Annotated in this window: 10 protein-coding genes; 5 read left to right on the top strand and 5 right to left on the bottom strand. The window is 44.7% G+C overall.

Going from position 1 to position 14188, the window contains the following annotated elements; all coding sequences use genetic code 11:
* Positions 1-7: 7 nt before the first annotated feature.
* From B4Q04_RS11160 to B4Q04_RS11145, 4 genes are all read right to left on the bottom strand, one after another.
* Complete coding sequence (locus tag B4Q04_RS11160) at positions 8-1129, bottom strand: OmpA family protein (RefSeq protein ID WP_088696873.1); 1122 nt, start codon at positions 1127-1129, stop codon at positions 8-10.
* 101 nt (positions 1130-1230) lie between these two features.
* Positions 1231-2709, bottom strand: a complete 1479-nt coding sequence (locus tag B4Q04_RS11155) for a hypothetical protein (protein ID WP_088696872.1) — start codon at positions 2707-2709, stop codon at positions 1231-1233.
* 120 nt (positions 2710-2829) lie between these two features.
* The gene (locus tag B4Q04_RS11150; RefSeq protein ID WP_088697018.1) at positions 2830-4584 is read right to left on the bottom strand and encodes a TonB-dependent receptor; all 1755 of its coding nucleotides are present in this window, start codon (positions 4582-4584) and stop codon (positions 2830-2832) included.
* A 98-nt stretch (positions 4585-4682) separates the two neighbouring features.
* Positions 4683-7700: a tetratricopeptide repeat protein gene (locus tag B4Q04_RS11145; protein ID WP_088696871.1), complete on the bottom strand. Its 3018-nt coding sequence runs from the start codon at positions 7698-7700 to the stop codon at positions 4683-4685.
* A gap of 297 nt (positions 7701-7997) precedes the next feature.
* Here B4Q04_RS11145 and B4Q04_RS11140 point away from each other — a divergent pair, with 297 nt between their 5' ends.
* The 5 genes from B4Q04_RS11140 (at position 7998) to ppgK (ending at position 13182) form a co-directional block, all read left to right on the top strand.
* A complete protein-coding gene (locus tag B4Q04_RS11140) occupies positions 7998-8681 on the top strand; it encodes a cell division ATP-binding protein FtsE (RefSeq protein ID WP_013994079.1) in 684 nt (227 codons plus the stop codon).
* Positions 8682-8839: 158 nt separating this feature from the next.
* Positions 8840-9925: a hypothetical protein gene (locus B4Q04_RS11135; RefSeq protein WP_013994078.1), complete on the top strand. Its 1086-nt coding sequence runs from the start codon at positions 8840-8842 to the stop codon at positions 9923-9925.
* A gap of 93 nt (positions 9926-10018) precedes the next feature.
* Positions 10019-10834, top strand: coding sequence for an NUDIX hydrolase (locus tag B4Q04_RS11130; protein ID WP_013994077.1), 816 nt, complete (start codon positions 10019-10021; stop codon positions 10832-10834).
* Positions 10835-10873: 39 nt separating this feature from the next.
* Positions 10874-12352 (top strand): sulfatase, encoded by a 1479-nt coding sequence (locus B4Q04_RS11125; protein WP_088696870.1) that lies wholly within the window; start codon positions 10874-10876, stop codon positions 12350-12352.
* Positions 12353-12432: 80 nt separating this feature from the next.
* A complete protein-coding gene (gene ppgK / locus B4Q04_RS11120; RefSeq protein ID WP_088696869.1) occupies positions 12433-13182 on the top strand; it encodes a polyphosphate--glucose phosphotransferase in 750 nt (249 codons plus the stop codon).
* Positions 13183-13219: 37 nt separating this feature from the next.
* On the opposite strand, the gene B4Q04_RS11115 is transcribed toward ppgK, so the two are convergent.
* Entirely contained in the window at positions 13220-14131 is a 912-nt protein-coding gene (locus B4Q04_RS11115) for a hypothetical protein (protein WP_236631010.1), read from the bottom strand.
* Between the last annotated feature and the right edge of the window lie 57 nt (positions 14132-14188).

Here is a 14188-nt window from a genome sequence, read left to right as displayed (position 1 = left end):
GTATAAATCAAGGCTTGGGGCCGCTGATAACAAATTCGACCCTTCTGTTCCGTTTCCTCCCTTGGGCCGTAGCGTTACTGGCAATGGGCCACTTACCCCCATGCCCCTTCCAAGCCACCCGATTTTTTTCGAGTCCCAACCGAAGGAGGTAATCGGCCACTGCCTTGGCACGCCTTTCCGACAAAGATCGATTGTATTTTTCGTTTCCCACGGTATCGGTGTAGCCATTTATTGAAATATTCAAATTTTTATGTTCAGATAGGAAGGAATAAATTCTATCCACCTCTACCTTGGCCGTTTCAAGCAAGGTAGCCTTATCAAAGGTAAAGAGTACGTCTTCAAAGACATGGGTCTTATCCAGTTCAAAAGGTTTTGATGCCCTACCCACAATAGGGGCATCCGCTTTTACCTCATCGCTTTGGTCTTCCACTACTTCTACCATATCGACATAGTAATACGCCCCTTGTTTGGCATTTCGCTTCGTCTGAAAAAGTCGAGTTCGGGAATTATCCTTAAAGTTCCCCATGACCAAGTACTTCTCGGAGCCTTTTGCCTCAAACCGTGTATGCACCAATACCCAATCTTGGGTATCGGAATAAAAATTGGAATAGCCAATTTCGAGATAGTTATAGACGTTGTTCTTTTCCTGGTACAAGCGTTTTTTAGAAAGTTCCTTTTTTATAGGAAGCGCTATTTTGTTGTTCGAGAAAAGCACCCCGAATTCCTTGACGGCAAAATCGGAACGTTCGGCCAGGCTCACATAGAAGGAGACCTGATACCTAGTCCCTTTGCGCAAGGTCTCGGTCAATTCGACCTGAAAATATTCCCTGTAGTCATCGGGCGCGAACAAATAAAGTCCGGCATAACCTTTTCCGAAGTTTGCAGGTTGCACCCCATTAAAGTTCTTAGGGGTCCCCATTTCTAGGCTACAGCTATTAAAATAATCGGTAGAGCCGGCAGTGGGCGTTGACCAACCTTCTACATCCGTACTAAAGTTACCGAGGTGGCCTGGGCAGTGCAGAAAGCTTTCAAAACTTGGATTAGGAACCAAATTTTGCGACCGTACAGGGAGCGAAATACACACCCCAAGCCAAAGAAAAATCATCTGCCTTACTGAAAATCGGGCCATTTTAGCGCATTTAAATCCACCCTAAAATAGAAAAATAAAAAGTAGTGGATTTAGACGTCCCAAAAATACGTTGCCCATACACGGCAAGCGACAAAGCTATTTTAGTCCAATGAGTCTATATAGGCCTGTATGAGGTCTACGCCTTCCGTATGCAATTCGGAAACCCCTACAAGCGGCATTGACGGACCATAACCGGGATCGGTTCCCACACGGGACCGGATATCTTCTTTGAAATCTTCGATATGGCTTTCCGCATAGGAGGCCTCATATCTCAGATCAGGTCGAAGTCCCTCATTTGAGGGATGGTATCCCCCTGGCTGGTGGCAATGTGCACAATTGACGTCCATATACGCCTTGGCACGCTCCTCAAGCGTAAAAGAATCATCGATCCAATCGGGAAGCCTTTCGATTTCCGTAACCGAAGGTGCCCCAGAAAGCAGGCCTTTATCAATAAAATTCTGTAGTTGGTTTTTACCCTTGTAAACAAAGTTCAAATTTCTCGCTTTCGGACCAATAGGCACAGTAATACTGTTCAGGCCATGACACTGGGTACAATTGACCGAAAACGGCACCGTATACCCTACGGATTGGTTCGCTCCCGCACTATCGATCCAACTTATTTGTACCGTGGGGGCCTCAACACTTAAAACAGCTTCGGTCTGGTCTTCGTTCCATAGGTAATTGCCCATGCTCCAAGCACCATTGACCTTGATCAACACACGCGTTTCAATTATTTTTTTTCCTAGGGATGGGTCTCTTTCATCATTATAATAGAAGAAGGTCTTACTGATTACGGTACTATCCGGAAATACCAAAAGGCCCTCCCCATTGTAGGTCATTTGCCCCCCTTCAGGAAGCGATATGGTCCGAAATTTCTGGGCGTAATCGGTATACAGCGGCGTACTCAAGCTGTATTCGTATGAAGTATTATTGGGAATCAAATCCGCTGGGTTGCCCCTAAATATTTTTAAGTCAGCCAAGGTCGGAAGAAAATCGGCAACGGCATATACCGTATCGTACAAGTAGGGATTGCTACCCGACGTAGCCTCATCACCGTTATTTACACCATCATTATCGCAGTCGGCATTCTTCCATATGGCATGTGCCGCATTGTAACCGGTATAATCTTCATTTTGTACGGGATCACAAGGGTCGTTTTTATCGGTTCCGTCAAGGTCTTCCTGAAAATCAAGAACCCCATCACCATCGCTATCGGTAATTTCGTTCACATAGGGATCCGTACCATTGGCCAGTTCATCGGCATTCGTAATTCCATCAGTATCACAATCGCCACTCAACCAAATACTATTATTGGCATCGTAACCCGTATAACCCGCTCCCTGTTCGGGATCACAAGGATTGCTCTTACTACTGCCGTCGAGAAGTTCATTTTGATCCGAAATACCATCGCCATCGGTATCGATATCGGAAGTAGTAGTCGTATCATCGGAGCCACAAGCGGCAATCACCACCACCAAAGCCAGACTACCCAAACGGGCCACTTTCCTTTTAAAGGAGAAATTAGAAAAAGTCGAAATAGCGTAGGGAGCTATCGATTTACTGAAGTGGTTGCGGAGCATGTTCAATTTTCTTTAAGCAATACTACCAAAAGTAGCTAATCTGGTATGAACCAAAGCGGTCCATAGACGAGAGCCTAAAAAAAATCGGTCGAATACACTTTACCCCATTTCACAAACGGATTACAAATCGAATTTATAGGTCAATCCGCCCATAACCTGCAATCCCTGAACGGGATAGTTCGCCCAACGCTGGTAATTATTATTGGCAATATTCGCCACCTTCAAGAAGAAGGAAAGTTGGTCGTTCCATCGGTATCCGACGTGAAAATTCGCATCAAAATATCCATCTAATGTGATAGGGGTCGCGAAAAAGTCGGCAGGGTTGCCACTGGCCGTAGCAATGGTAGCGACATCATCCCTTTCGCCTACATAAAACAAGTTTGCACCTGCATACCATTTTTCGCCGATTTGATAATCCATAAACAGCGAACTAGTGAGATTGGGCAAGTTCCAAGCGGGGTTATCGGTTTCGGTGTTATAATTAAAGTATTCTACATTGACCCCCAAGGTAAAGTTACGGTTCACATCAACATTCAATTCCCCAAAAGCCCCAATGGTCTTGACATCATCATAGAACACCTCGAACGAGTTACTGTAGTAGTATCCTTTTTCATCCGTTCTTGCATCGTTTCTAGGGTTGAGTTTATAGAGCGCCTTTCTGTTTTCGGTAGTATAACTCAGTTTTGCGTTATAGCTCAAATTAGGCAAAATCTGGCCTTTTAGACCTACATAGGCATCATACTGCTTATCGGTAGGAACAATGGTCAAACTTGGCGACACGTAGGGGTTGTCTTCCACAAAACCAAAATAGGAGTTTTGCATCAAATCTCCCTCTACCCCACCATACAATATGGCCATATCATCCAACAATCTGTACGATGCGGTAACCGCGGGATAGATATAAAAATTACCATCGCTGTTTTCCATATCAAGGCCATACACAAGGTTCACCCCTAGGTTCAAGGAAAAATCCTCGTTGGCCAATGCCAAGCTCGGGCTAATACCTACTTGGAGGTTACTGTAATCTATTCCGGGCGTATTGACGGGATTATTAAGACTGGAATTTTCGAAACTACCGCTCACATAATCGACCTTAGCTTTGATTCCTAGGTTTTCCTCGGCCACGGGAAATGAAAAGCCCGTTTTGAGAACGGCCCTGTTTTCACCGGATTTCACGGCATCCCAAAACCTTCGGTACTCTAGTTTTGCATTTTCAAAGTACGAATCCTCGACATTAATGTGCCCCGATGCTTCGGCCATATAATAATTTTGACGTTCATCGATGGCCTCTACCTCTTCTTTGGTAAAAGTAGCATCGGGAATACCGTACCAATTGTACAATTGATGCTGCGCCCCAATGTTCACGCCCCAATCAAAATCGCTATCGCGTTTGGTATAACTGGCATCCAATTCAGTATTCGAATAAATATTGTCTAGGGCCACACCATCAATATCGCCACGGGAAGAATTATGCCCCAAGCCCAATGTGTAACCAGACTCGCGGTCGATAGTCCTACTGGTGTAAAACTTTCCCATTAAATTGGCAGGGTTGCCCACACCGGCCGAAGCATATGAATTGTACAATACGGGCGGCGGGGTTTTCTTTACGGCAGAAGCCTTACCCTTGGCCGGGGTAAAGGTCGAAGCCACCGGAACCGAAAAAATACTATAGTTTATCTTTTTCTTTTGCAAGACGATGGAATCATTGAGATTGGGCATGGTCTTGATTTTAAAGGCATCGTTGATCGTTGGCGTATAGGCCTTGGTAACGGTAACGGTTTCAGTACCTATATCGTCTTTTTCCTCTTCTTGCGCCATGGCAAATTGAAAGACACCGGTAAGAAAAATAAGGCTAAGCTTTATATGTTTGTGCATTCTGTGTTCTTTTTTGAATTTACACCTGTAAAACGAAACCGGTTCTATAAGGCCCCGTTCAAATTCAATTTTCAATCGTGTTAAATCTATTTTCAATTTCAATCGGTTCTCACTGATGAATTGCTCTTGGCCTCCTTGGCTTTGATGATCGATAATTCACTTTTGGCTTCCGACACAATTTCAGCATACTGGCCGAAGTTGCCGATTACGCTGTCTAAAATATAGGTCGCCTGATATGCATCTCCCAAGGCGTAGAAGTTCTTGGCCATAATGATCAAGCCTTTTCCACCCCATTCCTTATAGCCCGAATAGTCTTTCGCCAATTTCTGGACGGATATGTTCGAGTTCTCATAATCTTGGGCCTTGCTCTTAAAATAGGCATCGTAATAAAGTGCTTCGGCCGCCGTCGCCCCCGAGGCTATTTTCAACACATCGGCGTAGGCCTGTTCAGCCTTGGCCTCATCGCCCGTGGCAATGGCCGAACGCGCTATCATGATCTGTGCATCACTTTTGATGCGGTTATCGATGATCGGCGTGGCCAAAACCTTTTCCGCATAGTCTAAGGTTTTATCGTAATCCTTTTGCTCGTAGTAGCCCTTCATAAGGTTCGACTGGGCAAAGGTTCGGTTCTGCTGAATGTCGGCTTGGCTTTCCAAACGCTGTAGATAAGGCAATGCCGTTGCATAGTCTTGTTTTCCGATATAGATTTCACAAACCCTGGTCAAGGACTGCTCTGCAAACTCACTGCCCAATTTATCGGCAACGAAAATGTAGTAAGGTAATGCCTTCTCCTTTTCGCCCTTTGCAAAATAGAGTTGGGCCAGATTAAAGTTGGCCTTAACCGAATGCAAACCGTTAGGGAATTGTTTGATATAGCTTTCATAGCCTTTTATGGCCGCATCTTTTTTGCCTTCCATATTCTGTTTATCGGCAGACTCAAAAGTGGCATTATCGAGTTCACTATCGCTCACCTCAACAAAATCGAGTTTTTGCACCCATTCGCCATACTCATCTACCCGACCTAAATCTACATAGATCAACTTAGCGGTGGCCACGGCCTGAATCGCTTCTTGGGTATTGGGAAAGTTATGTACAACGGACTTAAATTCGGTCAAGGCCTGTTCGTTTCGGTTGGCGTTATAATGAACCAAACCTTGGCGCATCATGGCCTGTGGCACCAACGAGCTCCCCTTGTATTCGTTGATCAAACGTTGGTAGGTCTGAAGTCCCTGCTGTTCCTGCCCCGTAGAGATCAAGGTATTGGCCAACTCAAAGAGGGCATCATCCTTCAAGCTTGATTTCGGATAGGCCGAAACAAACCTTCGCAACTCTTCGATCTTGGTATCGCGTCGATCTACAAAACCATAGCTGATCCCTTTTTGGTACGCAGCATAATCTTTTTCCGGTCCGGATAGGGAAAGGGCCTTGTTGTAGGTTTCAATGGCCGGCCAATATTTACTCGTTACGAAATAACTATCGCCTAAACGCAAGTAACCATCATATAGTTTCTGTGTATCCTTGGATCCCGCACTCGTAAAATTACCGAAGTACGATATGGCATTACCATAATCCTTCAACTTGAAGTAGGTGTATGCTAAATTATAATCGAGCTCCTTATATTCTTCGGTCGATTTCGCCGCCGGATTTTGTTGAAATTGGATATAGTCTACCAAGGCATCGCCATAGTTATTGAGGGCATACTCCGCCTCGGCTTTCCAATAATTGGCCTTGGCCCTAAAAAGATTGTCTTCGGCACTCGCCAATGATTTTCCTAAGTTCTCGGCCGCAGCTTGGTAATCACCGTTCATGAACAATTCTATACCACGGTAATACGCTACTTTTTGATAGGTAGCCTTGCTGGCGTAGTTTTTATTTTTCTCAAGCAGCTCCATCGCCCCCGCAAAGTTCTTGGAAGTAATATACGAGTCTACCAAAAGCTCTTGCATCTCTTCCCTGTGGGCACTGTCGGGATATTTATCCAAATAATCGGTAATAACTTGGGGAACGGGCTCATAGGCGTTCCCCACTTCATAACTCAAACGGGCATAGTTCAAATAGGCATCCTTTTGGATCTCTTGCGAGAAATCCATTTGGGAAGCGTTTCTAAACGCATTGAGGGCTTCCTGTTTTTTATCTAATTTTAAATAACACTCCGCCAAGTGGTAGTAGGCGTTTTGGGAAACACTGTTGGTACCCCCTATGATTTTATTGAACTGTTGTACCGCATTGGCATAGTCGCCCTGCTTGTAGTATGAATATCCCAAAAGGTAGTAATCGGTATTGCTCCATTTTCCTTTTTTTCCTTTGTAATCCTCAAGGTAGGGGACTGCACTGGCATAGTCCTTTAAATTAAAGTAACTCTCCCCTATGATCTTGCTGAGTTCCGATTTTTCCTTACGGTCGCCCTTGGCCATTTGTTTCTTTGCCAAAGCAATGGCCTGATCGAACTTGCCCAGCTTAAAGTTCATATCGGCCTGATAATAATCCATCTTTTCCTCAAGAATTTCAGGATCTTGAATCTGGTCAAAACGTTGGTTGGCCGTATCGTAATCATCTTGCTGATAGGCTATATACCCCATGTAATACTTGGCCTGAGACCCGTAGACGGGTGAATTTTCAACTTTCTGAAGATAGCTTTCAGCCTGTTTTTGTTTTCCGGAGGAAAAAAGGGAATACCCATAATTGAAATTGAACTTGTCCATCTCTTTTCGGGACAGCGCCCCTTGATCGACCTTATTGTACCATTTCAGGGCATACGGATATTTTCCCGTTTCAAAATAATACTCGGCCACATCCACATAAGCAGAGTTCCTTTTTGTGGAGGTAGGATAATTGGCCACGAAATCTTCCATCAACCTATCGGCCCCGAGCTGGTTCAAACGCACCGCCGCATTGGCCTCATAATAGGCACTGTTAGCCTTGGTCTCTAGGTTATCGGTATTTTCCTTGACCTTTGCAAAGATAGATTGTGCCGCTTGGTATTGCTCATTGTTGTAGAGCGCCAGGGCATCTTGATATTCTTTTTGATCGTGAGTGTAAATTTTAGTTTCTTGGGCGACTCCCATAGAAACCATTCCCAGAAAAGCAGGGATAAAAGCGGTGATTTTTTTTAGCATAGTGTTCTAACTAGAAATATGTATTACCGTTAATTAAATTAATAACGTTGAATATTGCATCTAAGTATGCGATGCTTCTGTTTTCCCCTGATTTAAGCATACCCCATCAATTGATCTAAAGCCACATCAAAAAACAGACCAAAGAAAAAGATTTTGGCAACGACTGACATAGGTTCGTGATTAACTTATTACTTTTATATCAACGTTAAAAAATCAAAGTTCGAGATTTGAAGGGCACGATAAGACCCTTTAACGATTGATTAACAAAATTAAACTTAAAAACCGGTACCCCTACATATGTCAGAAACGATTTTAGAGCTTAAGGATGCAGCTATTTTTCAAAAGGACAGTCTTGTACTGAACGAAGTGACCCTTGATGTAAGAAAGGGCGAATTCGTTTATTTGATAGGAAAGACAGGAAGCGGAAAAAGCAGCTTTATGAAGACCCTCTACGGTGACCTTCCCCTGAAACAAGGCACTGGAAGCATCGTTGGTTTCGACCTCACCAAATTGCGCGAAAAAGAAATTCCGTACCTGCGGCGCAAGATAGGCATCGTCTTTCAAGACTTTAAACTGTTGCCCGATAGGAATATCAACAAAAACCTTCATTTTGTACTCAAGGCCACAGGCTGGAAAGACTCCCATAAAATGAACCAAAAGATCGAGGAGGTACTCAACAAAGTAGGTATGAAGACCAAAGGCTTCAAGTTTCCCCACCAGCTGTCGGGCGGGGAGCAACAACGTGTGGCCATCGCCAGGGCCCTATTAAACGATCCCGAGCTTATCTTGGCCGACGAACCTACCGGAAACCTAGATCCACAGACCAGCGTAGAGGTCATGAAAGTATTGCAGGAAATCCATAAATCGGGCCGTTCCATTTTGATGGCCACGCACGATTATGCCCTAATTCTAAAATATCCATCCAAAACCCTGAAGTGCGACGGGAATAAAATCTTCGAGGTCGTACAGCGAGCCGTATAGCCCCGTCTACCAACTACACATAAAATCACCATATCCTTACAAAACTACAGGGTACGAGCCCCCCTGTTTTCATAACTTTAGGAAAGAAGTCTGCTTTTGGCATCCTTAGGGTGCGGGGCATGGCCATTTGCTAATTTACTTTCTAAAACCTAAACGTTATGCCCCATATCAATTTCGCCTGGTGGAACCTTCAGAACTTTTTCGATACCGATGACGACCCGATTTCGAACGATTTTAGTTTTACGCCTGCAGAAGGTTGGACCGACGCGGTCTTCGACATCAAAAAAGAGCGCCTGGCCGAAGGATTAAATCTCATCTGGCCCAATGAACAGATCGACCTGTTGACCGTTTGCGAAATAGAAAAGGATACCCTACTACAAAGTTTGCTCGACGAAGCCGGCATGAACCACCTCAAAGTGGTATTCGATGCCTCGGGAACAAGTGACCTCAGAGGCATTGATGTGGCCATGGCCTATAACCCAGATAAACTTACGGTAGTCTCAAGAACCTCACATCTCGTTCACCTGAGGTACCGTACCCGTGATATTTTTGAAGTGGTCTTTAAAATCAATGCCACAAACGAAGAATTTGTGGTCATTGCCTCTCACTGGCCTTCGCGAAGTAGGGGACAATATCATTCGGAACCCTTACGTATTGCCGTGGCCGAGCATATCGCTTTTTTGGTGGAAGCCCATACCAAGGTAGATTCAACGACCTATGAAACGCTCCAGGCCAACAACGACCTGGCCGCCGTTCAAGCCAAATGGGAAGGAAAGGTGCTCGTAGTGGGCGATTTTAACGACGAACCTTTTGATCGTAGTGTGGTACAGCATTTAAAAGCTTCTAGGGACCTCGACAAGGTAAAGGGGGCCACCAATGATTTTGACAAATTTGTACACACCTATCAGTATCGGAGTAGGGAGACTTTTTTGTACAACCTCAGCACTACCCTCCTCAACAAATCGTCATCGGGAAATACGGGCACTTATTTTTTAAGCGGATTGTTCGACGGCACGGTGTTCGCCAACCGCTATCAAATGTTAGACCAGCTCGTAGTAAGCCGCGGATTCTTGTCAGGCAATGGAATTAGCGCTGACATAGACACCTTCGATATCATCGACGACCGTACTTTGGCAACGTCTAGTGGGAGGCCTAGATCCTTTCAATACAAATCCAAAAAGCCCAACTATGTACCCAAGGGCTGTTCCGACCACCTTCCCTTAAAATTAAGACTTAACTACTGAGAACCGCTTATAAAACATGCTGTAATCCACCGAAACCGGTATCTTTAAAACCGAATTAAAGATTAGCCGTTTTGGCGGCCACAAGCCTACATCATGATTTTAAAAAAGCAAACCTACAGACCCGATAAGCCAACGAACCCTTTTATCGGGGCACTGCTCTTCCTGATTTCCATTATTTTACTTTTCATTACCGGTCCGATCGGCTTTATATACGGTATATTTCACAGCCTGTTCACCCGAGGGGCAAAAGGCATTGGCGAATACTTATTGAAAATTGCCATTTCCATTGACCAACTGGGCAATGTTATGATGCAACATGTTCTGAACCTTCTTTGGACGAATGAGAACGGCTATAAATTCGGCAATAGGGACGAAACCATTTCGAGTGCCTTGGGCCGTAACAAAAAGTTGGGCACCCTCACCGCTCCCGGAAAACTCATCGACAAAATTCTCGATACCATAGACCCCAACCACTCCCTGAACTCCATCGACTATTATGTAGAGCCTTCCGAAAATATAATAGACCATCTGGGGTGGATACATATTGAAGACGGACAGATACTTTGCTTAAAAAAGGCGGACGAGGACTTTTACTTTATTCCCAAAGGAATACGCACCATAGGCGAGACCGACGCCCTAACCCTAGCCAAGAACACCAAGCGCATCCTCAATATAGAAATTGACATGCCCTCTATGCAATTCGTTGGAATCTTCGAAGCCCAAGCCAAAGGCAAGAAACCGGGTATTTTATCGCGAATGACCTGCTATACCGCCCAATACAAAGGCGAACCTTATACCGACCCAAAAACCAACCAAATAGCTTGGCTAAGCTATGAGGACAAACATCAATTGAGCGAGGTAGACCAATTGATCTTTGATATTCTGCACCAGAACGGTGAGCTTGCCTAAAATCTGTATCTTTAGTTCGCATTCACCAAACCCGTTCTAATGTTCAGATATTTTACCGCCCTGTATCTCGTATTGGGCCTTTCCAACCACCTATCGGCCCAAACCCAAGACAGACCCAATGTATTGTTCATCTGCGTAGATGACCTCCGCACCGAACTGGGTGCCTACGGAAAACACTATGTAAAATCGCCCCATATAGATGCCTTGGCCAAAACCGGGGCCCTATTTACCAATCACTATGTTCAAGTACCTACCTGTGGCGCATCAAGGCACGCTATACTTACGGGTATGCGCCCTTCAAAACCCATCCACCTATCGAATAATTCCATTGTTGAGGAAATTTCGGGACAACCTGAAAAAGAGACTCCGGAAACTTTTATCCATAGATTCAAACAAGACGGATACCATACCGTAGGAATCGGGAAGATCAGCCATTCGGCAGACGGACTCGTTTACGGCTACGAAGCGCAACCCTCAGAGCAGAGGGAACTTCCCCATAGCTGGAGCGAACTTCTTTTTAACCCGGGCAAATGGAAAACCGGCTGGAATTCCTTTTTTGCCTATGCGAACGGAGAGAACAGGCAAAGCCTAAAAAAACAGGTAAATCCTTACGAAGCCGGTGAAACCGATGACCAGGGCTATCCCGATGGTCTAACGGCCGATCTTGCCATTTCAAAATTGAAGGAATTAAAAAAGAAGGGCCAACCCTTTTTTATGGGCGTAGGCTTTTTCAAGCCCCACCTTCCTTTTAATGCCCCCAAAAAATATTGGGACCTTTATGAAGAAAATAAAATTCCCTTATCCCCAAATCCGGATATCCCTGAAAACGTCAACTTAAAAAGCCTGCATGGCAGTGGCGAGTTCAACCAATACGCCCTTGGCGAAGAAAAGGCAGGCCTCGATACACAGGTATCGGATGCCTATGCCCGAAAACTGAGACACGGCTACCTAGCTTCTATCAGCTACATCGATGCCCAAATCGGCAAACTCCATCAAGAATTGAAAGCCCTGGAACTCGACAAAAATACCATTATCGTTATCTGGGGCGACCACGGTTGGCATTTGGGAGACCAGCGGGTTTGGGGCAAACACACGCTTTTTGAAAACGCCCTGAAGAGCACGCTCATCATTAACTCCCCCCTACCTCAACACAAAGCGAAAAAAGTACGTGCCATTGTCGAAAGTGTGGACATTTACCCTACCCTTTTGGATATGTGCGGTATCGACCAAATAAAACCGACCGATGGCGAAAGTTTTGAAAAGCACATAAAATATAATATTCCCGATACCGAAGAGGTAGCCTACAGCTATTTCAGAAACGGGATTTCGATGCGTACCAAAGATTATAGGCTGACCAAGTATTTTAGAAAGGACCAACCTGTCATTGAACTATATGACCATCACAAGGGCAATGCCATAGAGAACAAAAATATAGCCGATAAAAAGCCCAATACCGTAAAAGAATTGATGCCGCTTTTGAACAAAGGCGATACCGGACTGTACAATGCTTCCGAATAAATCGGTTACACGGCCCGATCCTTCGATTACTCTCAAAACTTTTTGTTACTTTGCCCCCAAATAATCTAAAAAAACAAATAATGGAAGTTCTTGGTATAGATGTAGGTGGTTCGGGCATAAAAGGTGCCTTAGTGAACATAGAAACCGGCAAATTGGTTTCTGAACGCCATCGTATACCTACGCCTGTCGGACGCAAGCCGGAAGACATGGCCAACGTTATCGCTCAAATCGTAGCCCATTTCGATTACAAAGGAAAAGTAGGTTGCGGTTTTCCGACCGTAATCAAAAAAGGAATCTGTAAATCCCCTGGAAACCTTCATAAAAGTTGGTTGAACGTCAATGTTGAAAAACTCTTCGAAGAAAAAACCGGATTGGATTTTACCGTAGTAAACGATGCCGATATTGCAGGCTATGCCTGTATGAACTACGGTATAGGAAAAGGCATGCAAGGCTTGGTCATTATGATCACCATTGGTACCGGCCTTGGTAGCGGTGCTTTTTTAGACGGCAGGTTGATCCCTAATTTTGAACTAGGACAAATTCCTTATAAAAAACACAAAAAAATAGAGCTTTGGGCCGCAGGATCTGCCAAAGACCGAGAAGGACTATCCTATAAAAAATGGGGAAAGCGTTTCAACAAATTCTTAAAATATGTTGAATTGCTGGTAGCTCCCGACACCATTCTTATCGGTGGGGGCGCATCTAAAGATTTTGACCAGTTCAAGGAGTGCATAACCATAGAAACTCCGGTCATTCCTGCGGAGCTACAGAACCATGCCGGTATTATAGGTGCGGCTGCCGCAGCCTTTCATACGGTGCCCAAACACTAAAACGCACAACCTTATTAGACAAAAAAAAAGGCCTTGATCAAAGGCCTTTTATAATTTTTGCATCTTCCGGAACCTCGAAGAAGTCCTTGTCGATATCCTTTACAAAATGAATATCGGTGATATCGATTTGAGTGATATATTCGCCGGGCATACCCCCTTTAACCGTCCAATGGGTTTTGAGTTCCTTAGGCAACAATACCCCGCTTACATTGACCAACTCCCCTACTTCCATGAATTTTTCAGGGTTGTGCCCACCATCCTTAAAATAGGCCGGATAGGAAACGATATAGCGATTGGCCGTCAACAAATGTGTTTCTTTATCGAACTGTAGAATGTAATAATCATCCGGAGCATCTCCCGTACCTTCGGCAAAAGTTACTTTTACCACCTCGTTCACTTTGTTCTTATACTTTGTTTCGGGCAGTAACTCTAGGTGTACTCCCTCTCCATCCAAGACAAACGGATGTCCGAAAAGGTAAAGGGGAGTCAGGGCCCAAAATCGGGTATCATAGGCAAAGGCCGTAGAATCTTTGGCCTGCACCCAAGCGGTGGCCCCATCCCAACCGAATTTTGCGGTACTATCGACGACACTGGTGTGCACGGCCTTATTGCGCCATACATCTACCACCTGATAACTGTCGCGTTGTGTACTCCCGTCTAAGGGCTGGTAATTAAAACGAAAGGCCAAAGCCCCGTTACCGTACCAGTTTTTGAGTCCGCCATGAGCTTCCATAGCTGCCCAGACCACTTTGCCCGCATCTGTTTTTTCAAGTTTGGCCTTAGCCTTTTCCACACGCTTGTTGATCCAAGCCTCGGGTATGGTATAATCGACTACCTTTTCTTCCTTGGCCGTATCCACCACTTCCTTCTTGGCCTTCGGTTTCTCGTTACAGGCCGATAATAAAAGGCCCGCCAATAAAAATCCTGCTATTCGAACATTTAATTTCATAGACATTATTTTAGATTAAAAGCTATAGTCGCCCAAATTTACCCCTCCTTTCAAAAA

Origin of the sequence: Zobellia sp. OII3 (assembly GCF_002211465.1) — a bacterium.
GTDB classification, from domain to species: Bacteria; Bacteroidota; Bacteroidia; order Flavobacteriales; family Flavobacteriaceae; genus Zobellia; species Zobellia galactanivorans.
Note: the sequence above shows the minus strand (reverse complement) of the source record. Positions and strands in the feature narration are given on the sequence as shown.